Below are 25,795 nucleotides of genomic sequence, written 5' to 3' on the forward strand. Positions count from 1 at the left end.
AAATCACCTCGAAAGGTAACCACCATTTTTCCTTTTCCATCAGTCACTTACAGGCTGTTTGGATGCGCGTGTTACCTGGTTACCTCGTTCCCGTGGTCACCTGAAAAATTGCCCCCGCCCGAAGGTGCCCATAGGAGGCCACAGGGCGCCACGCAGACACCCCCTGCCGCGCAGGGAACCGCAGGGCGGACCGGTGCAAGCGAAGCCCGGAGAACGCCATACAGGGCCGAGGCTGGGCCGCGCTGCAGGCAGTGCAGAAAATGCACCCTGTGAAGTGCGCAGGCGTGGCGGGGAGACGAGTGCGCGCGCTAGGGGACGAAGGGCAGAATGGGGAGATGAACACCACCGATCAGCTCCCCATGCCAGTTGTCCGCGTGTCGGCCGCAGGCTGCGCCTTCACCACCAGCACAGACGTGGCCGCATTCTTCGACAAGCGCCACAGCCACGTGCTGCGAGCCATAGAGAGCCTGTTGAGCGACTTGAGGGAGCAGTTTCAGTGGCAAAGCCAGGCTCACGAGGATGAGCAATCAGACGCTCAGGACCATCAGCCCAAAATTGGGCTGATGGTCCCCGAGGAATTCTTCGAAGCGGCAGAGGTGGAGGTCGGCATTGGAAGTGGCGCCGTCCGCCGCGATCCGATCTACAACCTAAGCCGTGACGGGTTCGCCCTGTTGGCGATGGGCTTCACGGGCAAGCAGGCTCTTGCGTTCAAGCTGGCCTACATATCGGCGTTCAACGCGATGGAAGCTAGACTGCGCCAGCCCTACGTGGCTCCCTTAGCTGAGGATCTAGAGTTCGCACGGCGACTGCGCGTCAAAGACAAGCTGATGCTCCACGAGCAGGCCTACAAGGCCTCCCGTGCGTTGAGCACCGCCGCCAACCAGGACGAACGCCGCCAGGCCTATTGGCAGCTGTATCAGGTCAACACGACCCTTGGCGTCCCCATGCCCACCATGGAAGCGTTAGGAGTTGAGCCATTGGCCACCGGCAACCGCTTGCCCCAGAAGCGCTGAATCTATCTTGCGCCCTCTGTCTGGCGGCCCCACGAAGCTCGGTCTAAATCTGTATTGCGCCCTGTGGCGGGCGTGACAAGGACGCAAGTGCGCGCTGAGAGCTTGAGAGCTAACGATTGAGCTAAGAAAACTGGGGTCGCCTTGATCGGCTTGAGCAACGGCAGGCGCGAAGTGACAAAACTGGCAGCGTCTGAGGAGCACTTGGCCACAGCTCCGTGGTGCCGAAGAGACCGCAATCTGCGTGCCGGCTAAAGTCGAGCCTGCCACGGGCCGATAGCGAGGGGTGAATCCGTAAGATCTAGCGACGTGTAGCATTTGAGCATTCACGCGTCGATAATCGGGCTGATCGATCACGCCAACGCTATTCGCGTTACGACGCACAACACTAAGAGGGAACTTATGGCACCTGACAAATTGGCGCTGCTGCGCAGCCTGGAGATTGGCGAGCGCGTCGCCGAAGAGGAGGTTGAGAAGCTTGAGAAGTACTTTGTCGAGACTGACCAGTGGCGTCAGATGGAGGCCGGGAAGGTCGACGTAGTCTATGGACCCAAGGGCTCCGGAAAGAGCGCCCTCTACACGCTATTGAACAAGCGCGAGAACGAATTCTTTGACCGTGGAATTCTGCTCGCGGCAGGTGAAAATGTACGTGGTGCGACTGTCTTTCGTTCAGTGGTTTCTGCCCCCCCGCCGTCGGAACTCGCATTCCAGTACCTATGGAAGCTCTACTGCCTCACTCTGATTGCAAACACCCTAAGGAGCTATGACGTTCGTGACGGCAACGCGACCGCACTCATATCTAGCCTTAGCGAGGTCGGTCTGCTCCCGACTTCAACTGGTCTGCCCGCCATCTTCAAAGCAGTTACGTCGTACTTGAAGAGCTGGCTCAATCGCGATGCCAAGTCTGTTGCATATGAGCTAACCATCGATGCGGCCACCGGGGCGCCAAGCGTTTCTAGAAAAGTGGAATTCGCAGCAAAAACCGAACAACAGAGTCTTGACGACATACCTGTAGACGAGCTGCTCGAAATGGCCGACACCGCCCTGCAGGGCGCCGGCCTTAAGCTCTGGCTGCTCTTTGATAGACTCGACGTCGCATTTGCAGATTCCCCTGAACTAGAACGCAATGCCTTGCGTGCTCTATTCCGGGCCTACAACGACATCAAGGCATTCTCAAACATTTCGCTCAAGATTTTCGTGCGAGACGACATCTGGAGACGAATCACCGAAGGCGGCTTTACAGAAGCAAGCCACATCACGAAGAGCCTGACCATTGCCTGGTCTACGGAGAGTTTGCTCAACCTTATCGTGATGCGCCTTCTCAGCAACGAATCCATCGTCAAATACTGCGGGGTAGATCCCGACGCTATTCGCTCGGACTACGATGCACAGAAGGCGCTTTTCTACAGTCTGGCGCCAGACAAGATCGACTCTGGCAAGAATCCTCAAACATTCGAGTGGATGGTCTCTCGAACGACTGATGGCACTGGTTATCCTGCTCCACGCGAGCTGATTCATCTGCTTGGCGCTGTCAGAAAGCTCCAGATTTTGCGATTCGAGAGAGGCGCAGCCGACGTTGAAGACACACAGATCTTCGAACGCGCGCCCTTCAAGGAAGCACTCATTGAGGTATCCAAGGTCAGGTACGAGCAGACGCTGCTCGCTGAGTACCCAGGACTACGGGAATACTTGAATCAACTCGAAGGAGAGAAGTGCGAGCAAACCACTGATAGCTTGAGCAAGCTTTGGGGCATCCCTATCGAAGAATCATTCAGGATTGCCAAGCGCCTTTCCGAAGTAGGCTTCTTTACTACGATTGGTGACAAGGCCAATCCCTCCTTCTGGGCTGCTTTCCTGTACCGACCTGCACTAAATCTGGTTCAAGGAAAAGCTGATCCCGCCTAGCCTCAATCAGAAGCGCCACCTCTGAGGCGAACCGAGGCGGAGCCTTCAGGCTCCGTTCGGTGTGGCATCAGTCTGCGCTTGCCACTAAGTCGAAAGGCGCGAACCGGATTACTTCTTGGCCCAGCCATTCGTTGATCGCAGTCATGCGTGTCTGCAGCGGGGCAAGCTCCATCGCCGCCCACACCGTCGCCGCGTCCCGGATCGAGCCAAAGCCGCCGCTGTTCTGCGGAACGATGCCGAGCAACTGCGGAGGCACGCGCAGCGCGGCCAGCATGTCATCGCGGGTCACGCTCTTGATGCCGGTGAATTCATCCCTTGCCGCCACCTCGCTGACCGGGATCACCTGCAGGCCGTCCTTCTTCCCGTTGGGCGAGTGCACGAACAGGTTCTTGAAATTGCCCGGCCCGCGCGACTGCCGCAGGGCGTCGCGCAGCGCATCCACGTCCATGCCCTCGGGCTGGGGGTCGGTCATGTAGAGGATGTAGCCGGCGTGCGATCCGTTGTTGTAATACTTCCGCCGGAACAGCGTGGCCGACTCGTTGAGCAGCGCGGCCTGTACCGCCGGCATCAATTCCGGCAGGCCGTAGATTTCCTGATCGGCATCGGCCTCCCGCAGCTGGAACAGCTCACCGGCGGGAAACTCATGCTCTACCCGTCCGGCGCGCACCTGAAAGAACTCACCGGGCTGGACACCGCGGCGCACGTACTGCGCCAGCGGCACGGCCAGGCTGTGTGCGGCGCCTGACATGGCACGGCGTCGCTCGACATACCCCATGCCGAACGTGGTGTAGTCCAGCGCCAGCTGCGAGAACGCCTCGCGACTCAGCAGCCGGTGCGGTCGGAACGTGAGCACCGGCATGCTGCGTTTGAATGTCAGGCCGCTGTGCAGGTACGGGTTGGAGCGCGTGGTGCGCGACAGCCCTTGCAGATCCGTGGACCAAGGATCTGCGCGCGGGCCGTGAAGTGGCTACAGAGCTACTGAGACGAACGAATGCAGGCCCATGGGCGGCCGGTACCGATCAAACCTGAGCAACGACGCCTTCTGTTTCAGAGTCCGGCACCCCGCTCACGAAATCAGCCTTGGACAGCGCCTGGCAGCGCCTGGTCCGCCGCGCGATTGCGGAGGACGTGATCGAGGAGGAGCAGCGGTTCGCGCTCCATGGCCTGAAACACCGGGGAATCACCGACAGCGAGGACAAGAGCGCTGGCGGCCACGTGACCGAGGCCATGCGTCAGCTGTACGACCATTCCGTACCGGTGGTAAGAGCGGCCGTGAAACCAAAAAAGAGCCGCTAATTTTCCCGGTAATTTTCCCGGTAGACGTATAAAGGCCAGCGCAACGCACTGGCCTTTTTCGTTGAAACCCCTGTTTTCAAGGCGTTTCAGAGCTTCCCAGGTGGTGCCGCTTATCCGAATCGAACGGATGACCTACTGTTTACAAGACAGTTGCTCTACCAACTGAGCTAAAGCGGCATGGGTGGTGCACCGGCGGCAGCGCCGCGGTCAGGGGATTCTAGCGCAACCGCGTGCATTCCAGCGACCGGCTCTGCGCCGCGCCGCTGCGCTGCTGGGCCTGGGCCGGCTGCGTGCCCGCCGCCAGCTGCCCTTCCAGCCACCATTGGCCGGCGTCGCCGCTGGCGACCAGGCGCGGCTGAAACCCGGCGGCCTGCACCGCCGCCATGCGCCGTTCGGCGCCTTCGCGGTTGCGGTACTGGCCCAGCGCCACGGCGTTGGCCTCCTCGCCCTGGCTGATGATGTAGTAGTCGCTCAGGCCGGCGGCGACGATGCGCTTCACGGTGGCCTGGGCTTCGTCACGGTTGGCGGCGGCCGGCAGCATCACCCGGTAGCGGGCACTGCCGCTGGCAGCGGGCTGTTCGCGCAGGCGCACCTGGCTGAGCAGCGTACCGGCCTTGCCTTGCGCACTGCTCGCGGCGGCGCGGTCGGCGAACGGGCCCAGCGCGACGCAGCGCGGCGGCTCGGCGGCCGCGGGCGGGGTTACGGGCTTTTCCGCTGCCGGAACGGGTGCAGGCGGTGTTCCCGGCTTGGCAGCGTCAGCAACCGGCGCAGCGTCAGCCACCTGCGGCTTGGCGATCTCCGGCTTTGCCGGCGCAACGGGCGCGGGCGTCGCAGCCACCGCGGTCTTCGCCGCCGGTTCGCGCTCCATCAGCGATGCAGTCGGGGCGGCGGCCGTGGCCTCGGCTGCGGCATTGGCATCCACGCCACCGGGCACCCAGCGCAGCTCGGCGACGCCAGCCGGTTGCGGCGCAGGCGCAGGCTTCTGCGGCGCATCGCGCAGCAGCCACCAGCAGGCGACGCCGAGATTGAGAATGGCCAGTACGACGATGAGGGCACGGGTGAGCATGCGCGGATACTAGCGCGCGGGCTGGTGCACCGCCCAGCGGGCGAGGCCATCCAGCACCAGCGAGGGGTGGTAATCGGCAGCGGGCAGCAGCGGCATCAGCGCCGCTGCGCCGCCACCGTGCACCAGCAGCGACGGTGCCACGCCCAGCAGCGTGTGCGCGTGCTGTGCGCTGCGTTCAATCAGCGCCACCGCAGCGCCATCGCAGCCGGAAGCCAGCGCGTCGGCGGTGTCGTTGGCGAACTCGCTGTAGCCGCCACCGGTCGCGGGCAGCTGCACGGCACGCGCGTGCAGTGCTTCGCGCATGGTGGTGGGCGATGCGGAGATGCGGCCACCGTGGTGCTGGCCGTCGGCATCGAGCAGATCAATCGTCAGTGCGGTGCCCACGCCGACCACCAGCACCGGGCGCTGCGCCTTGGCCGCAGCCAGCAGGGCGAGGAAGCGGTCGACGCCGAACTTTTCCGGCCTGGCATAGGCAATGCGCACGCCGGCGCATTCGGCGCTGGTGCGCACCACATGCACATGCTCGAAGCGGCGCTGCAGCTGGTCCAGCATCGCGCTGGTCAGCGACGGTGCCGCTACGCTGGCCACGAACGCGGTGCGGCCGCTGGGCAGGCTGTGCGGCGGCTGCCCGGCCATGCCTTCGGCGCCATGCGCCCAGGCCTGTACGTCACCGGCACGGTCACCCTGCAACGGCGCGAACTTGAAGCGCGAGTTGCCGAGGTCGAACAACCAATCGCTCATGCCGCCCTCACGCTGACTTCTCCGGCGTGCAGCAGGCGTTCCTGGCCATCGATGCGCACGCGCAATGCGCCGTCATCAGCCAAGCCAAGCGCAGTACCGTGCTGCCACTGCCCGTCCAGTTCCACGCGCACTTCGCGGCCGGCCAGCATGTCGAAGGCAGCGTAGCGCGACAGGAACGGAGCGAGGCCTTCGCGATCGAATTCTTCCAGCGCCGGCAGCAGGCGCGCCAGCACGGCAGCAACCACCCCATTGCGGTCCACCGGCTTGCCGGCCAACGTGTCCAAGTCCACCCACGGCTGGGTGATCTGCTCGCCGAACGACGGCGGCATGTGGGTGTTGATGCCGATGCCGATCACCGCGCGCGCCGGGCCGGCGTATTCGCCACCGCCCTCGGCAAGCAGGCCGACCAGCTTGCGCTTGCCATCGACGATCAGGTCGTTCGGCCACTTCAACTGCGCTTGGGTGTAGCCCAGGTCGTGCAGCGCTTCGGCCACGGCGATGCCGGCCACCAGGCTCAACCCGGCCAGGCGGCCCAGGCCGCCGGAGTACAGGCGCATCACCGACAGGTAGATATGCGCGGCCAGCGGCGACGCCCAGGTGCGGCCACGACGACCGCGGCCACCGGTCTGGCGTTCGGCCAGCAGCACGCTGACCCCGCGCTGGGGCGCGCTGCACCGCAGCAATTCAGCGTTGGTGGAGTCCACCGTCCAGGCCACCTGCAGGTCGTGCAGCAGGGCCTGGGCATCGGCGGGCAGGCCGGCGCGGATCGCCGCCGGGTCCAGCAGGTCGACCGGGCGGGTCAGGCCATAGCCCTCGCCAGCACGGCCCTCGATGTCCACACCTGCGGCCCTAAGCCCTTGAATACGCTTCCAAATAGCCGCCCGGGTCTGGCCCAGCTCTCGGGCCAGGGCGTCGCCGGACAGGCGACCGGCAGCGAGTTTGGCCAGCAATTGGCGATCGTCCACGGCAGCTTCCACGAAGTCAGGAAGGAATTATGCGGGAAAGCCGCCAGCGACGCCTGCCACGCTGGGTTCCGCAGGGGCTTCCAACGGGGCGCCGGGTTCGGGCTAGAATCGGGAACTCACCCTCCCTTAACGTGGATGTCGTCAATGCGCCGTTATGCCCATTGCCTGATCCTGCTGATGATGCCCTTCGCGGCGTCTGCAACGGCAGCGCTGGACGACAGCCGCGGCGCCTGCGTGTCCTCCAACGGTGATGCCGCCTCGCAGCGCGCGCCGACCGCGACCGCCTCGGCTGCGACCACCAAGCCGGCACCGGTACGCCCTGCGGCCAGCAGTGCCACCAGCACCGGGGGCGGCGGCAGCGACGACGACGTGCTGCAGCGCATCCGTGCGCCGAAGTGGCACAGCTACCTGCCGGGAATGTTCCGCTGATCAAGTCGTTCCTGCAGTGGCTGCGGCCCTCGCCGCGGCCGATCGACGATGCGCTTTGGGAAGACGCCTGCCGCCGTGCGGCCTGGCTGCACGGCCTGGACGACGAACGCCGCGCGCGACTGCGCGTGCTGGCCACGCGCTTCCTGCATGAGAAGACCATTACCCCTGTCGGTGAACTGCAACTGCAGGCTGGCGATGGCGTGCTGCTGGCCGCACTGTGCTGCCTGCCGCTGCTGGAATTCGGTGAAGTGGGGCTGGAAGGCTGGTCGCAGCTGATCGTCTACCCGGATGCGTTCCGCGTGCACCGCAGCCACATGGATGCGGCCGGCGTGTTGCACGAGTGGGATGACGAGCTGATCGGCGAGTCGTGGGACAGTGGTCCGTTGATCCTGTCCTGGGCCGATGTGCAGGCCGACCTGGCCGCGCCGCACGACGGCTACTGCGTGGCGGTACATGAGATGGTGCACAAGCTCGATGCACTGGATGGTGCGATGGACGGCACACCGCCGCTGCCGCGGCAATGGCAGCGCGAGTGGGCGGCCACGTTCCAGCGCGCCTACGACGCCTTCTGTGCGCAGGTGGACGCAGGCGAAGAGACGCTGATCGATCCGTATGCGGCCGAGGCGCCGGAAGAGTTCTTCGCGGTGGCCAGCGAGTACCACTTCTCGGCACCGGATCTGCTGCAGCAGGCGTTGCCGGAGGTCGCCGCGCAGCTGCGGCGGTTCTACGGCGAGCCGCCGAAGATCGAATTTCGGTAGTGCCGGCCGCTGGCCGGCACCAAGCAAGGCTACCGAAGATCATGAGGTTGCCGGCCAGCGGCCGGCACTACCGGAACACCCTGCGTTGTTGCGCCAGGCAATGCCCGGCGGACGGGAATGCGCGGCTTACGGCCCCGGCGGCAAGCGCACTTCGAAGCGGGCGCCACCCAGTTCGGCTGAACGGCCCACGGTCAGTTCGCCGCGGTAGTCCTTGATCAGGTCCTGCACGATCGACAGGCCGATGCCGTGGCCCTGCACGCGCTCGTCGCCACGCACGCCACGCTGCAGCACCTTGCCGATGTCGTCCGGGGCGATGCCCGGGCCATCATCGTCCACCGCCAGCAGCAGGCCGGCACGGCGTGCGTTCGGCGCCGGCAGCGGCTGCGCGGTCAACAGCACGCGGCGGTTGGCCCACTTGAAGGCGTTCTCCAGCAGGTTGCCGAGCAGTTCCTGCAGGTCGCCCGGTTCGCCGTGGAAGCGTGCGACCGGGTCGATATCGAATTCGCACAGCACGCCCTTGGCGGCGTAGACCTTTTCCAGGCCACGCACGATTTCCTCGGCGTTGGACTCGATCGGCAGCGGCGCGGAGAACAGCTTGTGACCCGACGAGGCCGCGCGTGCCAGCTGGTACGAAACCAGGTTGTTCATGCGCTGCAGCTGCACGTCCAGTTCTTCGCGCAGCGCACCGTCGCCGGCGCCGCTGTCCATCTGCGTGCGCAGTACCGCGATCGGCGTTTTCAGGCTGTGCGCGAGGTCGGCCAGGGTGTTGCGCTGGCGCTCGAGGTTCTCGCGCTCGCTTTCGATGAAGGCGTTGATGCTGTCGGTCAGCGGTTCCAGCTCGCGCGGGTGGCGCTCGCTCATGCGCTCGGTCTCGCCGCGCTGCACCTTGGTCAGCTCGGTGATCACCCGGCGCAACGGGCGCAGGCTCCACTGCAGGATGACGGTCTGCAGCAGCAGCAGGATCAGGCCGATGCCGCCCAGGTAGAACCAGACGCGGCCACGGAACACGCGCAGCTGCGCACCCAGCGCGCGCGAGTCTTCCATCACGTAGATGGTGTACGGGAATTCAGTGGCGGGGTCGGCGTCGGCGCCCCACACCAGGCCCAGGCCATAGCGGTACACCGAGCCCTGGCTGCCATCGATCTGGATCATCGGCAGCGGGCCTTCGAACACTTCCTGGCGCGGCGCCAGCAGGCCGCCGCCCACGGTGGGCAGCATGGGCCCTTCGGCGGACATCGAATTGCCCTTGCCGTGCGGCATCACCACCTGCAGGTACAGGCCACTGCCAGGTACGTCGAAGCGTGAATCCGGCGGCTGCTCGCGGATGTACAGCGAGCGGTCGCGGGTGAAGTCGATGCCGGCCGCGTAGGAGGTGGCGTAGTTCTTCAGGCGCTCACGCAGGTTCGCCTTCGCCGTATCGGCGAAGGCGGCGTCGAGCGCGTAGCCGGCCAGCGCCAGGAACGCCACCAGGCCCACGGACGCGGCGAGCATCTGGCGCGCCTGCAGTGAGCGCGGCCGCCAGCGTCGGAAGAACCACAGACGGCCGGACATCGTGTTATCGCCAGGGTGAGCCGGCTCAGCCCTCGTTGCGCGGGATCGCGAAACGGTAGCCGCGACCGCGCACGGTCTCGATCGGCTTCAGTTCGCCATCCGGGTCCAGCTTCTTGCGCAGGCGGCCGATGAAGACCTCCAGCACGTTGGAGTCGCGGTCGAAGTCCTGCTGGTAGATGTGTTCGGTGAGGTCGGCCTTGGAGACCAGTTCACCGGCATGCATCATCAGATACTCCAGCACCTTGTACTCGTAGCTGGTCAGGTCGACATTGCTGCCGGCCACGCTGACCGTCTGGGCAGCAAGGTCCAGGGCGACCGGGCCGCATTCCAGGGTCGGCTTGCTCCAGCCGGCGGCGCGGCGCAGCAGCGCGTTGACGCGGGCCAGCAGCTCTTCGACGTGGAACGGCTTGACCAGGTAATCGTCGGCGCCCTGCTTCAGGCCCTCGACCTTGTCCTGCCAGCTCGAACGCGCGGTCAGGATCAGTACCGGGAACTTCTTGCCTTCGTCACGCAGGGCCTTGATCAGCTCCATGCCCGACATCTTGGGCAGGCCGAGGTCGATGATGCCGACATCGAACGGAACTTCGCGCCCCATGTAGAGGCCTTCCTCGCCGTCCTGCGCAGCATCGACGGCAAAGCCTTCGCGCTTGAGCCGGGCTGCCAGGGTCTCACGCAGCGGGGCTTCGTCTTCGACCAGAAGGATACGCATGAACTCTCCCTAGTGTCCTGGGTGTGGCCCGGAGGCCTGTGGGGTACGGGTTGATAGCGACGACTATCCCTGTTCAGGGGTTATCGCCGCGTAGTGATGACATATCCGACCGCGGCGTGCGCGGCTGTGAACGCGACGGGGCGGGGTCGTCCATGTAGCGGACCCGGCCCCGGTCGTCCATGTACTTCACCCGGTTGATATCACGACCATCGAACGGCACGCGCTCGGCGCCGAGGATGTGGCCGCCGGTGCTGCGCTGCACGCGGCGCACGGCGTCGGACAGCGAACGCTCGTCGCCACGGTTGCCACGCTCTCCCCGATCCATCATTTCCGCCCGTGCCTGCTCGCCGCGCGGCGGCTGTTGCGCCAGCGCCGACGACAGCGGCGCAGCCGACAGCACCACGCAGGTGGCCAGGGCAATGCGGCAATGGAAGGGAGCGGAAGACATCGATGCGATCCTAGCCGAGCACGGCGATTCGTTCAAAAGTCGTAAATCCGGGAGCCGGGTGCGGGACCCGGCCTTTACAATTCCTTTGCAAATTCTTGGTTTGGGGCAGTGAATCCGGTCTGAACTTTTCCGGCCGCAGCCCTGCGATGTTCAGCTAGGTGAACATTCGGGACGAATCGCCGTCCCTTGTCAAGTCAGGAATGTGACTGCGGTCACGCTGCGGCACGATCGGCTTCGCGCTCGGTGACCGACAGCGCCTGCTCGACCAGGCTCCAGTCGGCGCCCGGGCGGTGCGCGCCCTCGCTCAGCACCTGGCGGAACGCGCGGCCACCGGGCTGGCCGTGGAACAGGCCGAGCAGGTGGCGGGTGATGTGCTTCAGTGCCAGGCCTTCGCCCAGGCGCGCTTCCACGTAGGGACGCAGCGTGCGCAGCAGGTCACCGCGCGCCTGCAACGGCGCGCCGGTCTGCAGCGCCTCCAGCTGATGCAGCAGGTAGGGGTCGTGGTAGGCCGCGCGGCCCAGCATCACGCCATCGACGTGCGCGGCCTGCGCCTGCACCGCCTCGATGCTGGCCAGGCCGCCATTGAGCACCACCGGCAGCGCCGGGCGCTCCTGCTTCAGGCGGTAGGCCCAGTCGTACTTCAGCGGCGGAACCTCGCGGTTCTCCTTCGGCGACAGGCCCTTGAGCCACGCGTTGCGCGCATGCACCACCACCATTGCGGCACCGGCGGCGACCTGGCGGTCGACAAAGGCAGCGAACACGTCATAGTCGTTGTCCTCGTCCACGCCCAGGCGACACTTCACCGTCACCGGGATCCCGATCGCGTCGACCATCGCCGCCACGCAGTCGGCCACCAGCGCCGGCTCGCGCATCAGGCAGGCGCCAAAACGCCCGGCCTGCACGCGGTCGGACGGACAGCCGCAGTTGAGGTTGACCTCGTCGTATCCCCACTCGGCGGCAATGCGCGCAGCCTGCCCCAGCAGGGCCGGATCGCTGCCGCCCAGCTGCAGCGCCAGCGGCTGTTCGCTGCGGTCGAAGCCGAGCAGGCGCTCGCGGTCGCCGTGGATGACCGCGTTGGCGTGCACCATTTCCGTGTACAGGCGCGCACCCGGCGCCAGCACGCGGTGGAACACGCGGCAATGGCGGTCGGTCCAGTCCATCATGGGGGCAACGGACAGGCGCAGGGAATCGGCGTAACGGGCGGTGGCGGACGTCATCGAGGTGTTGATCGCGGAGACTGGCATTGCCAGTGAGATCAATAGTTTACACCGGACGGCTGAATGGCGGCGGGTGGCTCCGGGGCCGTTCGACCGGCCCCGGGACGCCGCGTGGCTTACAACCCGCGGTTGCGCACCTGTTCCTGCTGCTGTTCCTGCGCACGCTGGTTGAACTGGCTGTCCAGCGCCTCGCTCTGCCGGCTGCTGGCCTCGACCGAGTGCGATACCGCCTGCTGGCGGTCGACGTAGGTCCGCTGCGCCGCCGGATCGCCCAGCTCACCCTGCACCGCGAACAGGCCGGTGCCGTCGGGGCGGGCCACGACGTGGTCGATCTGGCGCATGCCGGACACCTTGCTTTCATAGGCCAACTGGCCGGCCGCACGCTCGGCTTCCTGCGGGTTGGCGAACAATGGCTTCAGGCCGGCCTGGGCGCGCTGCATCCATCGTCCTGTACTCCTTTGCGCGGAACTACTTCGAGGTCAGTGCCTGCAGCACATCGGCACGGTTGGCAGTGCGATTGATCCGGCAGGACTGCGCGTCCAGCATCTGCCCCTGCCCGTCTTCGGCAGGGTTCCAGCAGCAGTAGCGATTGGTATCGGACATGTAGGCGGCCTGCTCGTCCATCAGCCTGTCCTTGTCCTTGCCATCGGGGCCGTCGACGATCTTCATGAAGGCCTGCTCGAGTCGCTGCTCCTGCCAGGCAAGCTCCTCATCGCCGCACGCCTGCAGTGCCGGTGTCTCGCCGCCGCTGGACTTCACGCACGTGGCGTACTGCGGCCGCAGCGTCGCCTTGTTGTAGGAATCATCCGGGCGCCGCGGCGGCATGTCCTGGTCATCGGCATCGGCCGCCGTCGTGGCAGGTGCGGCACGTGCAGGCTCTGCAGTGGCGGGCGGCGATGCAGTGGCCGGCGCGGCGGCCGCGGGGGCAGCTGCCGTATACGCCTCCGGGCTCTTGGCCTGGCATGCCGCCAGGCTGAGGCCAAAGACCAGCGCAAGGGCGATGGCCCCAACCTTGCCGAACGTTTCACGGGGGGCCGCTGGAAGGTGGTTCGTTCCCTGCATTGCTTGCATCTCCTTGGCATCCAGGCGCGTGGCCGGTCAACGCGGGGCCGTCCATCGGCCCCATCAGGAAACGCATGCTACGCGAGCGTGGATTTCAGATGCCTGACTGGATTCGGAATGCGTGCACCTTGTCCCAACTGCAATCTGCACGGCGCAACGTCCTCGCGATCGCGTTCGCGAATTCGTATGTTGAGGTCGCTCACATGATGCCCAACACTCACGAACCTCAACGAAACTGCCGTCTCAAGAACATCTTGAAGACTTGATCGCAGTCAATTCCGTTGCGCTGCCAGCAGACGGGCTTTCGGATCGGCGTCGAGGCCCCCTGCAATGCCGGCATCGAGGCTCGTCATCGCGCCAGCACGCCCTTCTGCAGTTCCGCCACACGGTTGGCATAACGATTGATGAAGCACAACTGTGCATCCAACGCCGGGCCCACGCTGTCAGTGGCCTGGCTGCACTTTTTGTCCGTCTCTGCGACCCAGTTGGCCTGCTCGTCCATCCAGCGGTCCTTGGCCGGGCCGTCGGCGCCGTCCATCAGTCGCGCGACCTGTGCTTCCAGCAGCGCCTTGTGGTGGGCGAGCTCGGCCGTATCGCAGGCTTCCAGCTGGTCGTCCATGCCGCGGGCGTCTTGCACGCAACGGGTGTATTCCGGACGCAGCGTTGCCTGGGTATACGAGGTATCCGGCGGCGCGCTCTGCGCCAGCAACTGGTCGGCACGGTTGGCAACACGGTACAGGCGGCATTCCTGCGCGCCCTGCAGCTGCTGCACGCTGCCGTTGGGAACATCGCGGCAATAACGGTCTGTATCGCTGCGCCAGCTCGCCTGGCTGGCCTGGAACGCCGTCTGGGCAGCGGCGTCGAGCCCGGCCAGCGCCTTGCTGGCCGCCGCTTCGAGACGCGCTTGCTGGTAGGCGAGTTCGTCCTTGCCGCAGGCCTGGAGCTTGCCTGCATCTTCCACCCCATCCACACACCAGCCATAGGCGGGGCGCAGCGTACCTTCGCTATAGGACGTATCCGGGTACCGCGGAGAATCTGCGGATGCCGGGCCGGGAGGAGCTGCCGGCGATGCTGCGGCGATCGACACGGGCGCAGCCGTATCGGCCGCTGCCTGGGAAGAAGGCGCTTGGCATGCGGTGAGCGCCAGGCATAGAGCCAACACCTTCCAGCACCCACGGCCGACGCCGACCCGTTCGTTGCGGCCGAGCGCGTCCATTGCCTGCATTGCCTGTTTCTCCCTTGCGTGTCGCCAGCGGGTGCCGGCAGGAAGGGGCCGTCCATCGACCCCCATCACGCGGGCAATGCTACGACGGCGCAGAGTTCAGATGCCTGACTGAATTCAGAATGTGTGCGCCCGATCGCAGCCGCTTTGTCCCGGTCCCACGCGGATTGCGGCGGCTGTGTCGGAAGGGCACGCACGGCCGGCCCAGCGGGGCGCGGCGGCGCTCTACAATCGCGCCATGGCCGCCGATCGTCCGCAGTTCTTCGACTCCACCACCGAACAGGGCGTGCTGCGCCTGTCCATCGCCGCCTCGCTGCTGCTGGCCGCCGCCGCAGTGGTATTCGGCCTGCTGGCCAATTCCTCGCTGATCATCTTCGACGGCATCTACGGCCTGATCGATGTGGTGATGACCTGGCTGTCACTGCTGGTCGCGCGGCTGATCGCACTGTCCACGAGCACCGACGCGCTGCAGTCGCGGCTCAACCAGCGCTTCACCATGGGGTTCTGGCACCTGGAGCCGATCGTGCTGGGGGTGAGCGGCACGCTGATGATCGGCGCGGCGCTGTATGCGCTGGTCAATGCGGTCGACGCGCTGATGTCCGGCGGCCGCCACATCGCGCTCGGCCCGGCCATCGCCTTCGCCGGGCTGTCGATCGTCGGCGAAGGTGCGCTGGCCTGGTTCGTGCTGCGCGCCAACCGGCGCATCGGTTCGGAGTTCATCGCACTGGACGCGAAGAACTGGGCGATCGCCGCCAGCATGTCTGCCTGCTATCTGCTGGCCTTCCTCGGCGGCGTGCTGGTGCAGGGCACCTCGCTGGCGTGGGTCGGGCCGTACATCGACCCGGCCATCCTCGCCTTCGTCTGCGTGCTGGTGATGATCGCCCCGCTCGGCACCGTGCGCCGGGCGCTGGCCGGCATCCTGCTGGTCACTCCGCCGGAACTGCAGGCGCATGTGGATGCGGTGGCACGCGCGATCGTGGCCAGGCACGGCTTCGTCGAGCACCGCAGCTACGTCGCGCAGGTGGGGCGTGGCGAGCAGATCGAGCTGTTCTTTGTGGTGCCGGAAGACGACCCGCCGCGGCCCCTGGTGGAATGGGACCGGCTGCGCGACGAGATCGGCGAAGCGCTGGGCGAGGCCTCGCCGGACCGCTGGCTGACCATCATGTTCACCACCGACCGCGAGTGGACGATCTAGGCCGGCAGGATGATCGATCAAGTTTTTCGTACGCGTTGCAACCCAACGTACGCGGAAAGCGGGCAAAGTAGGCTCCAACGCAACACCCACCCACTGACCAGGAGCATCCCGATGTCCATCGAAAAGGTTCTGTACACCGCCCAGGCCACCTCTACCGGCGGCCGCGAAGGCCGTTCCGTCTCCTCCGACAACGTGCTGGACATCCAGCTGTCGACCCCGCGCGAGCTGGGCGGCGCCGGCGGCCCCGGCACCAACCCGGAACAACTGTTCGCCGCCGGCTACTCGGCCTGCTTCCTGGGCGCACTGAAGTTCGTGGCCGGCCAGGCCAAGGTCGCGCTGCCGGCCGACACCACCGTCACCGGCAAGGTCGGCATCGGCCAGATCCCGACCGGTTTCGGCATCGAGGCCGAGCTGACCATCAACGTGCCGGGCGTGCCGCGCGAGCAGGTGGAAGAACTGGTGCAGAAGGCACACATCGTGTGCCCGTACTCCAACGCCACCCGCGGCAACATCGACGTGACGCTGATCGTTGCCTGATGCAGCGCCGGGGTCGGATCCCTTTGCCAACAGCAAAGGGCTCTGACCCCATCCCAGGCCCGGCACGGCTATATGGGGTCAGAGCCCTTTCGCGTTGCGAAAGGGATCCGACCCCAGTGATCCGCCCCCCCAAAAAAATGGGCGGATGCCGGTCGAAACCAAACATCCGCCCATCCCACCTCGGGTGGGCCCCGGCACATGGCCGGGGACGCATTCGCTGCGGCGCGCATCCATCCTTCTGGAGAAGAGCCCCCTTGTTGTTCAAGGGGGCGCGCCAACGGCGCGGGGATAAGGTGGAATGCGCGGACCAGCGACCAGTTACTGGTCGCTTGTGATGAGCTGCACGACGCTGGAGAAATCCAGCTTGCCGCGGCCGGCTTGGTGGTTCATCGAGTACAGGTTGCGGGCCACTTCGCCCAGCGGGATCGAGGCGCCGACACTCATCGCCGCTTCTACCGCCAGGCCCATGTCCTTCAGCATCAGATCGCTGCCGAAACCGCCGCTGTAGCCGCGCGAGGCCGGCGCATTTTCCAGCACGCCCGGCCACGGGTTGCACACTTCGGTGGCCCAGCTGCGGCCGGTGCTGACCGCCATCATCTGCGACAGCACCTTCGGGTCCAGCCCGTGCGCCACGCCCAGTGCGATGGCTTCACCGGTCACCGCCATGATCACGCCCAGCGCCATGTTGTTGCACAGCTTGGCGACCTGGCCAGCACCGCTGGCGCCGACATGGAAGATGTTCTTGCCCATCGCCTGCAGCACCGGGCGGGCGCGCTCCAGCGCGTCCTCTTCGCCACCGACGATGAAGGTCAGGGTACCGGCCTGGGCGCCGGCGGTACCGCCGGAGACCGGCGCGTCGATCATCTGCAGGCCACGCGCGGCGGCCGCTTCCGAGACCTTGCGGGCACTGGCCGGTGCGATCGTGCTGCAGTCGATGACCAGTGCACCGGCCGGGATTGCGGCGAGGATGCCGTCATCGCCCAGGTAGACGCCTTCGACGTGGCGGCTGGCCGGCAGCATCGAGATCACGACTTCCGCATCGGCCAGGGTGTCGCGTGCCGACGACGCCGCGCTGGCACCGGCATCGACGGCGGCCTGCACCGCGGCCGGGACCAGATCGAACACGCGCACGGTGTGGCCGTTCTTGACCAGATTGGCGGCCATCGGGCCACCCATGTTGCCCAACCCGATGAATGCAATGCGGCTCATGCAAGGCTCCTTTCAACAAGGGGAGTGCCCAGGTCGGCCAGCGGATGCGCGGCAGCGGCCCAGGGGGAAGCGAAGAAGGTGTCGGCCCACGCACCGGTGGCCTCGGCCAGGGTGGCCGGGTTCCACTGCGGATTGCGGTCCTTGTCGATCAGCAGCGCGCGGATGCCTTCGGCGAAATCACCGTGGGCGGCGCAATGCAGGGCGACGATGTACTCCAGGCGATAGATCGCGGCCAGATCCTGGCCGGCACTGCGGCGCTGCAGCTCGTACGACAACCGTGCCGAACCCGGCGCACCGGCGGCGAGGGTTTTCTGTGCCGCCTGCAACCACGCATCATCGGTCTGCAGGCCGGCAATGCGCGCGACAATGGCTTCAAGGTCATCGCCTTCGCACAACGCATCGACCTGCGCCGCATTGGCCAGCAGCGGACCGGTGGCGGCATCGCTGGCATGCGCCTGCAGCAGATGGGTCAGGCGTTCGTGGTTGTGTGCGGAGTCACTGGACCAGGCCACCTGCAGCAGCGCATCGAACACCGCACTGCGGCGCTCTTCGGGCACATGTACATCGGCCAGGCCAGCGTAGATGGCATCGCCTGGGTTGAGCAGCGCGCCGGTCAGCGCCAGGAACAGCCCGCCCTTGCCCGGCACGCGCGGCAGCAGCCAGCTGCCACCGACATCAGGGAACAGGCCGACGGTGATTTCCGGGAAGGCCAGCTTGGAGCGCTCGCTGACCACACGGTGGCTGGCGCCGGACATCAGGCCGATGCCGCCGCCCATCACGATGCCGTGGCCCCAGCACAGGATCGGCTTGGCGTAGGTGTGGATGAGGTAATCGACGCGGTATTCAACGTCGAAGAACTCGGTGGCGTAGTCGTTCTCGCGGATGTCGCTGCGGCCAGCCTCACGGAAGGCGACCATGGCCTTGTACAGGCTGTGCAGGTCGCCGCCAGCGCAGAACGCCTTTTCGCCAGCACCCTGCAGCACCACCATGGCGATGCCGTCGTCGTCGGCCCAGGCGTTCAACTGCTCCAGCAGCAGGTGTGCCATCGGCAGCGAGAAGCCATTGAGCGTGCGCGGCGCGTTGAGCGTGGCGATGCCGATGCGCATGCCGTTACCGGCCACGCGCTCCTCGAACAGCACCGGTGCGTCGTCGGCAGCGGTGTCGGCGCTCATGCGTTCTTCCACTGCGCGGCGCGCTTTTCCAGGAAGGCAGTCACGCCCTCGATCTGGTCGGCGGTGTCGAACAGGTCGACGAAGGCTTCGCGCTCGGCCACCAGCGCCGAGGCGTGGGTGCCGGTGCGGGTGGACTGCACCAGCGTCTTGCAGGCGGCGATGCTGGTCGGGCTCTGCTTGCCGGCCTTTTTCGCCCATTCCAGCGCCAGTGCCTTGGCTTCGCCCTTGCCGACCTTTTCTTCGGCCAGCCCGATGCGCAGTGCGGTCTCGGCGTTGATGCGCTCACCCAGCAGGATCATGCGCTTGGCCCAGCCTTCGCCAACCAGGCGCGGCAGGTTCTGGGTGCCACCGGCGCACGGCAGCAGGCCGACGGTGGCCTCCGGCAGCGCCACCTGGGCGTGCTCTTCGATGATGCGCAGGTCGCAGGCCAGTGCGCATTCCAGGCCTCCGCCCATCGCGTAGCCGTTGATCGCGGCGATCGACACGCCACGGAAACCAGACAACGCCTCGAAGGCTTCGCCGAAACGGCGCGCGGCTTCGCGCGCTGCGGCCTTGTCGCCGGAAGCGAACTGGTTGAGGTCGGCACCGGCGGAGAAGAACTTCTCGCCGTCACCGGTGATCACCAGCGCGTAGATGTCGCGGTCTGCGTTGAGCGCGCCGACCAGGTCGCGCAGCGCCGACAGGCTGTGCACGGTCCAGGTGTGCGCCGGCGGGTTGTTCAGGGTGACCACGGCGGTATGGCCGTCGGCCTCGACCTTCAGGCCCACGTGCTCCTGGGTACGCCAATCCTTCATCGCAGTTCCTCTTCGGTGTTGAGCAGGTGACGGGCAACGATCACCCGCATGATCTCATTGGTGCCTTCCAGGATCTGGTGCACGCGGCAGTCACGCAGCAGGCGCTCGATCGGGTACTCGCGGATGTAGCCGTAGCCACCGTGGATCTGCAGCGCTTCATTGCAGACGTTGAAACCGGCATCGGTGGCGAAGCGCTTGGCCATCGCGCACCATACGTTGGCATCGCTGGCACCGGCATCGAGCTTGCGCGCGGCGGTGTGCACCATCTGCCGCGCGGCCACCAGTTGGGTGACCATGTCGGCCAGCTTGAACTGCAGCGCCTGGAACTCGGCCAGCGCCTTGCCGAACTGGCGGCGCTCGCCCATGTAGCGGCGCGCGGCATCCAGCGCGCCCTGCGCTGCACCCAGCGAGCAGGCGGCAATGTTGATGCGGCCACCATCAAGCCCCTTCATCGCCAGCTTGAAGCCGCCGCCTTCCTCTCCCAGAAGGTGGCTGACCGGTACGCGGACGTTTTCGAAGGTGATGCCACGGGTGGGCTGGCTGTTCCAGCCCATCTTCTCTTCCTTGCGGCCGAAGCTGATGCCCGGCAGGTCCGACGGCACTGCAATGGCGCTGACGCCGCCAGCACCGGCACCGCCGGTACGTGCCATCACCACCAGCAGTTCGGTGGCACCGGCGCCGGAGATGAAGGCCTTCGAGCCGTTCAGCACGTAATGATCGCCGTCGCGCACGGCGGTGGTCTTCAGCGAGGCCGCATCGGAGCCGGCACCCGGTTCGGTCAGGCAGTACGAGGCCAGCTTGTTGCCCGAGGACAGGTCAGTGCCCCACGCATCGCGCAGTGCTGGCTGGCCCCACGTGGACACCATCCACGAGGCCATGTTGTGGATGCTGATGTAGGCCGCAGTCGACGGATCGACGTTGGCGAGCTCCTCGATGACGACGGCGGCGTCCAGCCGGCTCAGGCCGCTGCCGCCCACTTCCGGGTCCATGTACAGGCCGCAGAAGCCCAGTTCACCGGCCTTGGCGATCGCCTCGCGCGGAAAGATGCCCTCCGCATCCCATCGCGCGGCGTGTGGCGCCAGTTCGGCCTGTGCGAAGTCGCGCGCTGCCTCGCGGTACGCCTGCTGCGCTTCTTCCAGTTCCGTCGTCATCGAGTGGCTCATGGCTGCTCCTGCCGTTACTTCAGGCTGATCGTGGTGTTGACGCCGTGGCTCAGCGTTTCGTCATCGAACCAGCGCGCGGTGACCGTCTTGGTCTGGGTGTAGAACAGCACCACCTGCTTGCCGTATGGGCCCAGGTCGCCCAGCTTGGAGGCGCGCGAACCGGTGAACGAGAACAGCGGCACCGGCACCGGGATCGGCACGTTGATGCCGACCTGGCCGACGTCGATGTCTTCCTGGAACTTGCGCGCGGCCGCGCCGGACTGGGTGAACAGTGCGGTGCCGTTGCCGTTCGGGTTGCTGTTGACCATCGCGATGGCGTCTTCCAGCGTCTCCGCTTCGAGGATGACCAGCACCGGCCCGAAGATTTCTTCCTGGTAGATGCGCATGTCGGTGGTGACACCGGCAAAGATGGTCGGGCCGACGAAGTTGCCCTTCTCGAAGCCATCCACCTGCGGGTTGCGGCCATCGAGCACCAGCGAGGCGCCCTGCTCCACACCCGAGGCGATCAAGCCTTCCACGCGCTCGCGGGCACTGCAGGAAATGACCGGACCGACGTCGGTGCCGGATACGGTGCCGGCGCTGACCTTCAGGGTCTTGGCCTTTTCGACCAGATCCTGCACCCAGTTGCGCGCTTCACCGACCAGCACCAGGGTGGAGGCGGCCATGCAGCGCTGGCCCGCTGCGCCGAACGCCGCACCGACCATCGCGTTGAGGGTCTGTTCCTTGTTGGCGTCCGGCAGCACCACGGCGTGGTTCTTGGCGCCCATCATGCACTGCACGCGCTTGCCGGCCAGCGAGGCACGGTTGTACACGTGGGTGCCGACGCGGGTGGAACCGACGAACGACACGGCCTTGATGTCCGGGTGGTCGCAGATCGCGTTGACCACTTCTTCGCCGCCGTGGACGACGTTCAGCACGCCCTTCGGAATGCCGGCTTCCAGGGCAAGCTCGACCAGGCGCATGGTGACCATCGGGTCCTGCTCGGACGGCTTGAGGATGAAGGTGTTGCCCGTTGCAATCGCCATCGGGAACATCCACAGCGGGATCATCGCCGGGAAGTTGAACGGGGTGATGCCGGCGCACACGCCCAGCGGCTGCATGATCGTGTAGGTGTCCACGCCATTGGCCACGTTGTTGGCCAGCTCGCCCAGTTGCAGGTTGCCGATGGCGGCCGCGTGCTCGACCACTTCCAGGCCGCGGAACACATCGCCTTCGGCGTCCGGCAGGGTCTTGCCCTGTTCGGCGGTGAGGATGTGGGCCAGCTCGCTCATGTTTTCGCGGATCAGCTGCTGGTACTTCAGGAAGATGCGCGCGCGGGTGCCGATCGGGGTCTTGCGCCAGGTCTTGAAGGCTTCCTTGGCGGCGGCGACGGCGGCGTCCACTTCGCCGGTGGTGGCGAAGGGCACCTTGGCCAGCACGTCCTGGGTGGCCGGATTGATCACGTCCTGCCAGTGGGAGGTGGCCGATTCAACGAACTGGCCATCGATCAGCATGCGGATACGGGGCGCTGCAACAGTCATGACGACAATCCCACAGGGTGCGAAAGATGCTTGGCATTATTCACAGCACCCAGCTCGATTTCTGGGCTGAATCCGCTTAATCTGGCCAACACGCCCCACGATTCCTGTTAATTCTGTGAATCCCTCAGCTCCCCAGCGGCAACTCGGCCTGCGCCTGCGGCGGTTGCGTGAACAGCGCGGCTACAGTCAGGTTGACCTGGCGCGGGCGCTAGGGCTGTCGGCCAGCTACCTGAACCAGATCGAGCGCAACAAGCGCCCACTGACCCCGGCCGTGCAGAAGAAGCTGGGCCAGGTACTCGGCGATGTTTCCGCACTGTTCGACGAAGATGAGCCCGCCGCGCTGCAGGAAGCGCTGGGCGAGACCCTGCGCGACCTGGGCCTGGCCGAAGTCAGCGCCACCGAACTGCGCACCCTGGCGGGCAACCTGCCGCAGGTCAGCCGTGCGCTGCTGGACCTGCACCGCCGCCACCTGGCACTGCGCGAACATGCCGCCGCGCTGGAGTTCCAGCTGGGCGAGCCCGGCGCCGGCAGCACCCTGCCCGCCGGTGACCAGGTGCGTGAGTTCTTCAACCGCATGCACAACCACATTCCCGAACTGGACGAGCTGGCCGAACGCCTGTTCGCCGAGTGGGGGCTCTCGCCCGGGCATGTGGCGCCACGCCTGCGCCAGCTGCTGGCCGACCGCCACGGCGTGCTGGTGGAAGTGGCCGCACTGCAGGCCGGGCGCGAGAAGCGCCAGTACGATGCCGGCACGCGGCGGCTGTGGCTGCCGGACTACCTGGAGCCGGGCCAGCAGGCGTTCCAGATGGCCGCCGAACTGGCCCTGCACGGCTACCTGCCGCAGATCGATGCGGTGGTGGCGCGTGCCGGCTTCACCGATGACGCACGCATCGCACAGGCGCGGGTGGGTCTTTCGAACTACTTCGCCGGCGCGCTGGTCATGCCCTACATGCGCTTCCTGCGTGCGGCCGAGGCCAGCAGCTACGACATCGAACTGCTGGCGCACCAGTTCGGCGTCGGTTTCGAGGCGGTCTGCCACCGGCTGAGCACGCTGGCACGGCGCAGTGCGCCCGGCCTGCCGTTCTTCTTCATCCGCGTGGACCGCGCGGGCAACGTATCCAAGCGCCATTCGGCCACCGATTTCCACTTCTCGCAGGTGGGCGGTTCGTGCCCGCTGTGGATCGTCTACGAGGCGTTCAACCAGCCCGGTCGCATCCTTACCCAGACCGCGCGCATGCCCGACGGGCGCCGCCATTTCTGGCTGGCGCGGCAGGTCAGCAGTGGCCCGGTGGGCCATGGCCAGCCGCGCAAGACCTTCGCGGTGGCGCTGGGCTGCGATCTACAGCATGCCGAACGCCTGGTGTATTCGCTGGGGCTGGATGTGCAGAGCCCAGGGAACTCGGTTTCGATCGGACCGGGTTGCCGGGTGTGCCCACGCGAGGACTGCATGCAGCGTGCGTTCGCGCAGTTGCCGGGGAGGTAGGGTTGGTTCGGCAGGGCTGCGCCCTGCACCTGCCGAAGCCGAAGCCGAAGCAACAGCAACAGCAAAAGCTGGCATTCCGTGGGATTGCGGGGCGGTGTCGGATTGCGGGGACGCCGTGAACCCGTCCCTGGGGGCTTGTCCGCGGCATCCATGCCGCGGACACCCCGCAATCCGACAGCACCCCGCCTTCGACAGTTTCCTTCCATCTGTCGGAACGACGTATTGCTCTGGTAGGTGTCGACCTTGGTCGACACGGTAGATCCACGCCATGCGTGGATGCTCTTCGATGAATGTTCGAAATATTCAATTTCGATGGACGTTCATCCACGCATGGCGTGGATCTACTACCGGGTCAGTAGATCGGCGTGACCTTCATCTGCGGCAGCGGGCGCGGTGCGCCGTCGGTCAGGTCCGGGCCAAGGTCTTCCCAGGTGCGGCCCTGCTCGACCATCTGCGCCCACAGCTGCTGCGAGCCGCGACGCTTGTCTTCCGAGCCCAGCTTGTACGACGGCGGTGCCGGCTCGCCACGGGCAACCATCGAGTACGCCGCGCGGTAGGCCAGCACCTGCTGCGCCGGGTCGTCGGTACGCGCCACTTCCAGCGTGTAGCGCTGGTAGGCCGAGGCCAGGTTGCGCCAGCGGATCCAGTAGTGGTTCCCGAACGAGAACGAACAGAAGCGCGCACCCGCCAGGCTGCCCTTGTCGGCGATGCGGGTCAGCACCTCCTGCGGCATGTCCAGGTTCATGCCGCCTTCGTCGCCCTGCAGGCTGACGTGCACGATGCGGTCACGATAACCCGGCGCGCGCGCCTGCAGCAGGTCGCGCCAGTTCTGCATGGTCGCCACCACCGCGAACAGGAAGCGACCCAGCTCGGCCGCCGCCAACGGTCTGGCGATCGACTGGTAGGTCCGCTGCCAGCCGTGGCGGTTCTCGGTGGGCAGGAACACGGCATGTTCCAGCGCCTGGCGGCCATCACTACCGTGGCCCACGTCTTCGGCATGCTGCGGGTAGACCAGGTTGATGGCGAAGGTCGGCCAGCGCGGCAACGCGGCATCGAACAGATGGATCGGGAAGTTGCTGCTGATGCCGCCATCGGAGAACCAGCAGATGCGGAACGCGGTGATCACCGGGCCGCAGGTCTGCCCAGCGCTGGTCAGCCCTTCCATGCTGTCGGCCACGTTGTGTTCCTGGTCGGTGGCCGGTGCAGTGGATTCGCAGCGGCGCTCGCGGCGCGAGGGCTCATGCAGCGGCACCGCGCTGATCAGCAGCGGGAAACTCAGGCTCATGCGCGTGGCCACCAGCACCGGCAGCTTCGGGCCCTGCGGCAGGTGGTAGTACCGGCGCCCTTCCACCTCCAGCGGGCGGCCAGCTTGATCCACCAGCCACTGCACCACGCTGGCCGGGAACAGCTGCTCGAACTCCTCGCGCAGGAACCAGAACTGCGCGCCACCCAGCGGCAGCGTACGCGGCTCGTTGTGCGACACGCAGGTGGTGATCATCTGCAGGCTGATCGCATGCGGGCTGTCCGGCTCGCCGGCATAGCGCGGCGCCTCGTGCAGATCGGCAAAGGTCAGCGGTGCATCCAGCGGCTTGCCGGACAACTGCTGCAGGCATTCATGCAGCCACTCGGTCAATGCCGGTTTACGTGCATCGCGGCCGAGGCCACTGCACAGGCCCAGCAGGTTGCGCCGGGCCACACGCGCAACGCGCAACGCGGCTCCGGCCACGCCTGCACCGTAGGCGCACAGCAGCGACGGCAGCAGCGTTGCGGCCACGCCGCTCCAGCCACCGCCCCACCAGCCCAGGCCGAGCAGCAGCGCCAGCGACACCAGCACTTCCAGCGGCGCGATCTCGAATACCGCCACCGCCAGGCACAGCAGCTTGTGCGGCAGGCCGGCATTGCCGGTCAGCACCACCAGCAGCCGATAGGCCGCGCGCGCGCCCCGCGCCGGTTGGAACAGGCTGTAGATGAACCCGCGCCGCGACAACTGCGCCGACACCGCCGACAGCCCGCCATAACCGGCATCACCGGGCAGGTGCTCGCCGGCCTGCATGCGGCGATCACCGCATGCCGCCGCAGCCGCTACCGCCGCAGCGATGGCGCCAGCGGAGGTGCCGCCGATGCTCTTGAACCGATACTCGCGTGCCAGCGCCAGTACCGCATTGGGGTACACGATGCCGCTGGTGATGCCGCCTTTCATGACCAGATCGCAGTACTTCGCCGCCACGAGCCACCTCCCGTCTGTCGATGCACAGTATGGCAAGAGGGGCTCTCACCAATTGAGACAAGCCCCGCAACTCCGGCGCTTTGCGACATCAAGCAAACAGATTGATAATAACCTTG

24 protein-coding genes, 1 tRNA gene and 1 pseudogene are annotated in these 25,795 nt (G+C 66.2%); 8 read left to right on the forward strand and 18 right to left on the reverse strand.

What is annotated here, in order from left to right; all coding sequences use genetic code 11:
• The first annotated feature begins 335 nt into the window (after positions 1-335).
• Both AC5P7S_RS12665 and AC5P7S_RS12670 read left to right on the forward strand, forming a co-directional pair.
• The gene (locus AC5P7S_RS12665) at positions 336-1,013 is read left to right on the forward strand and encodes a Rha family transcriptional regulator (protein WP_262232842.1); all 678 of its coding nucleotides are present in this window, start codon (positions 336-338) and stop codon (positions 1,011-1,013) included.
• Positions 1,014-1,412: 399 nt separating this feature from the next.
• Complete coding sequence (locus tag AC5P7S_RS12670) at positions 1,413-2,915, forward strand: P-loop ATPase, Sll1717 family (protein WP_262232843.1); 1,503 nt, start codon at positions 1,413-1,415, stop codon at positions 2,913-2,915.
• 67 nt (positions 2,916-2,982) lie between these two features.
• Here AC5P7S_RS12670 and AC5P7S_RS12675 read toward each other — a convergent pair.
• Positions 2,983-3,846, reverse strand: a pseudogene (locus AC5P7S_RS12675) (phage portal protein); the annotation flags it as partial.
• 149 nt (positions 3,847-3,995) lie between these two features.
• Here AC5P7S_RS12675 and AC5P7S_RS12680 point away from each other — a divergent pair.
• A complete protein-coding gene (locus AC5P7S_RS12680; protein WP_430542161.1) occupies positions 3,996-4,211 on the forward strand; it encodes a hypothetical protein in 216 nt (71 codons plus the stop codon).
• Positions 4,212-4,312: 101 nt separating this feature from the next.
• On the opposite strand, the gene AC5P7S_RS12685 is transcribed toward AC5P7S_RS12680, so the two are convergent.
• The 4 genes from AC5P7S_RS12685 to birA form a co-directional block, all read right to left on the reverse strand.
• Positions 4,313-4,388 (reverse strand) — tRNA-Thr (locus tag AC5P7S_RS12685).
• Positions 4,389-4,428: 40 nt separating this feature from the next.
• Positions 4,429-5,277, reverse strand: a complete 849-nt coding sequence (locus tag AC5P7S_RS12690; RefSeq protein ID WP_095378628.1) for an SPOR domain-containing protein — start codon at positions 5,275-5,277, stop codon at positions 4,429-4,431.
• A gap of 9 nt (positions 5,278-5,286) precedes the next feature.
• Positions 5,287-6,018, reverse strand: a complete 732-nt coding sequence (locus AC5P7S_RS12695) for a type III pantothenate kinase (protein ID WP_005420614.1) — start codon at positions 6,016-6,018, stop codon at positions 5,287-5,289.
• Positions 6,015-6,983, reverse strand: a complete 969-nt coding sequence (gene birA / locus AC5P7S_RS12700) for a bifunctional biotin--[acetyl-CoA-carboxylase] ligase/biotin operon repressor BirA (protein ID WP_095378625.1) — start codon at positions 6,981-6,983, stop codon at positions 6,015-6,017. Before birA ends, AC5P7S_RS12695 begins: the two co-directional genes overlap by 4 nt.
• A 144-nt stretch (positions 6,984-7,127) precedes the next feature.
• Here birA and AC5P7S_RS12705 point away from each other — a divergent pair, with 144 nt between their 5' ends.
• Together AC5P7S_RS12705 and AC5P7S_RS12710 are read left to right on the forward strand one after the other, a co-directional pair.
• Complete coding sequence (locus tag AC5P7S_RS12705) at positions 7,128-7,412, forward strand: hypothetical protein (RefSeq protein ID WP_014645622.1); 285 nt, start codon at positions 7,128-7,130, stop codon at positions 7,410-7,412.
• Positions 7,379-8,170: a M90 family metallopeptidase gene (locus AC5P7S_RS12710; protein ID WP_262232845.1), complete on the forward strand. Its 792-nt coding sequence runs from the start codon at positions 7,379-7,381 to the stop codon at positions 8,168-8,170. The genes AC5P7S_RS12705 and AC5P7S_RS12710 overlap by 34 nt, the downstream gene beginning before the upstream one ends.
• A 126-nt stretch (positions 8,171-8,296) precedes the next feature.
• Here AC5P7S_RS12710 and AC5P7S_RS12715 read toward each other — a convergent pair whose 3' ends face one another.
• The 7 genes from AC5P7S_RS12715 to AC5P7S_RS12745 all read right to left on the reverse strand — a co-directional run bounded on the left by AC5P7S_RS12715 (position 8,297) and on the right by AC5P7S_RS12745 (position 14,118).
• Complete coding sequence (locus AC5P7S_RS12715) at positions 8,297-9,721, reverse strand: ATP-binding protein (protein WP_005420622.1); 1,425 nt, start codon at positions 9,719-9,721, stop codon at positions 8,297-8,299.
• A 25-nt stretch (positions 9,722-9,746) separates the two neighbouring features.
• A complete protein-coding gene (locus AC5P7S_RS12720) occupies positions 9,747-10,430 on the reverse strand; it encodes a response regulator transcription factor (protein WP_004136763.1) in 684 nt (227 codons plus the stop codon).
• 73 nt (positions 10,431-10,503) lie between these two features.
• Complete coding sequence (locus tag AC5P7S_RS12725; RefSeq protein ID WP_005420623.1) at positions 10,504-10,878, reverse strand: hypothetical protein; 375 nt, start codon at positions 10,876-10,878, stop codon at positions 10,504-10,506.
• 212 nt (positions 10,879-11,090) lie between these two features.
• Positions 11,091-12,122, reverse strand: coding sequence for a tRNA dihydrouridine(20/20a) synthase DusA (gene dusA, locus AC5P7S_RS12730; protein WP_095378619.1), 1,032 nt, complete (start codon positions 12,120-12,122; stop codon positions 11,091-11,093).
• 89 nt (positions 12,123-12,211) lie between these two features.
• Positions 12,212-12,535: an XVIPCD domain-containing protein gene (locus AC5P7S_RS12735; protein ID WP_240431567.1), complete on the reverse strand. Its 324-nt coding sequence runs from the start codon at positions 12,533-12,535 to the stop codon at positions 12,212-12,214.
• 28 nt (positions 12,536-12,563) lie between these two features.
• Positions 12,564-13,157, reverse strand: coding sequence for a lysozyme inhibitor LprI family protein (locus AC5P7S_RS12740; RefSeq protein ID WP_095378616.1), 594 nt, complete (start codon positions 13,155-13,157; stop codon positions 12,564-12,566).
• 349 nt (positions 13,158-13,506) lie between these two features.
• Positions 13,507-14,118, reverse strand: a complete 612-nt coding sequence (locus tag AC5P7S_RS12745; protein WP_162911608.1) for a lysozyme inhibitor LprI family protein — start codon at positions 14,116-14,118, stop codon at positions 13,507-13,509.
• Between the two features lie 499 nt (positions 14,119-14,617).
• On the opposite strand from AC5P7S_RS12745, the gene AC5P7S_RS12750 reads away from it, so the two are divergent.
• Together AC5P7S_RS12750 and AC5P7S_RS12755 are read left to right on the forward strand one after the other, a co-directional pair.
• Positions 14,618-15,574 (forward strand): cation diffusion facilitator family transporter, encoded by a 957-nt coding sequence (locus tag AC5P7S_RS12750; RefSeq protein ID WP_095378611.1) that lies wholly within the window; start codon positions 14,618-14,620, stop codon positions 15,572-15,574.
• A gap of 111 nt (positions 15,575-15,685) precedes the next feature.
• Complete coding sequence (locus AC5P7S_RS12755) at positions 15,686-16,111, forward strand: organic hydroperoxide resistance protein (protein ID WP_004153735.1); 426 nt, start codon at positions 15,686-15,688, stop codon at positions 16,109-16,111.
• A gap of 318 nt (positions 16,112-16,429) precedes the next feature.
• Here AC5P7S_RS12755 and mmsB read toward each other — a convergent pair whose 3' ends face one another.
• From mmsB to AC5P7S_RS12780, 5 genes are read right to left on the reverse strand one after another with little or no spacing between them, the layout of a single operon-like run.
• A complete protein-coding gene (gene mmsB, locus AC5P7S_RS12760; RefSeq protein ID WP_069138081.1) occupies positions 16,430-17,320 on the reverse strand; it encodes a 3-hydroxyisobutyrate dehydrogenase in 891 nt (296 codons plus the stop codon).
• The gene (locus AC5P7S_RS12765) at positions 17,317-18,492 is read right to left on the reverse strand and encodes an enoyl-CoA hydratase/isomerase family protein (protein ID WP_095378609.1); all 1,176 of its coding nucleotides are present in this window, start codon (positions 18,490-18,492) and stop codon (positions 17,317-17,319) included. Before AC5P7S_RS12765 ends, mmsB begins: the two co-directional genes overlap by 4 nt.
• Positions 18,489-19,286: an enoyl-CoA hydratase gene (locus tag AC5P7S_RS12770; protein ID WP_095378607.1), complete on the reverse strand. Its 798-nt coding sequence runs from the start codon at positions 19,284-19,286 to the stop codon at positions 18,489-18,491. The genes AC5P7S_RS12765 and AC5P7S_RS12770 overlap by 4 nt, the downstream gene beginning before the upstream one ends.
• On the reverse strand, positions 19,283-20,449 hold the full coding sequence (locus AC5P7S_RS12775; RefSeq protein ID WP_095378605.1) for an acyl-CoA dehydrogenase family protein: 1,167 nt from the start codon (positions 20,447-20,449) through the stop codon (positions 19,283-19,285). Before AC5P7S_RS12775 ends, AC5P7S_RS12770 begins: the two co-directional genes overlap by 4 nt.
• A 14-nt stretch (positions 20,450-20,463) precedes the next feature.
• Positions 20,464-21,969: a CoA-acylating methylmalonate-semialdehyde dehydrogenase gene (locus tag AC5P7S_RS12780; protein WP_053498738.1), complete on the reverse strand. Its 1,506-nt coding sequence runs from the start codon at positions 21,967-21,969 to the stop codon at positions 20,464-20,466.
• A 115-nt stretch (positions 21,970-22,084) separates the two neighbouring features.
• Between AC5P7S_RS12780 and AC5P7S_RS12785 the strand changes: the two genes are divergently transcribed.
• Positions 22,085-23,452, forward strand: coding sequence for a helix-turn-helix domain-containing protein (locus AC5P7S_RS12785; protein ID WP_095378603.1), 1,368 nt, complete (start codon positions 22,085-22,087; stop codon positions 23,450-23,452).
• Positions 23,453-23,804: 352 nt separating this feature from the next.
• On the opposite strand, the gene AC5P7S_RS12790 is transcribed toward AC5P7S_RS12785, so the two are convergent.
• Positions 23,805-25,652, reverse strand: a complete 1,848-nt coding sequence (locus tag AC5P7S_RS12790; protein WP_170944949.1) for a patatin-like phospholipase family protein — start codon at positions 25,650-25,652, stop codon at positions 23,805-23,807.
• Positions 25,653-25,795: the final 143 nt, after the last annotated feature.

It is taken from the genome of Stenotrophomonas sp. YJH_SMC_32, from assembly GCF_059369975.1.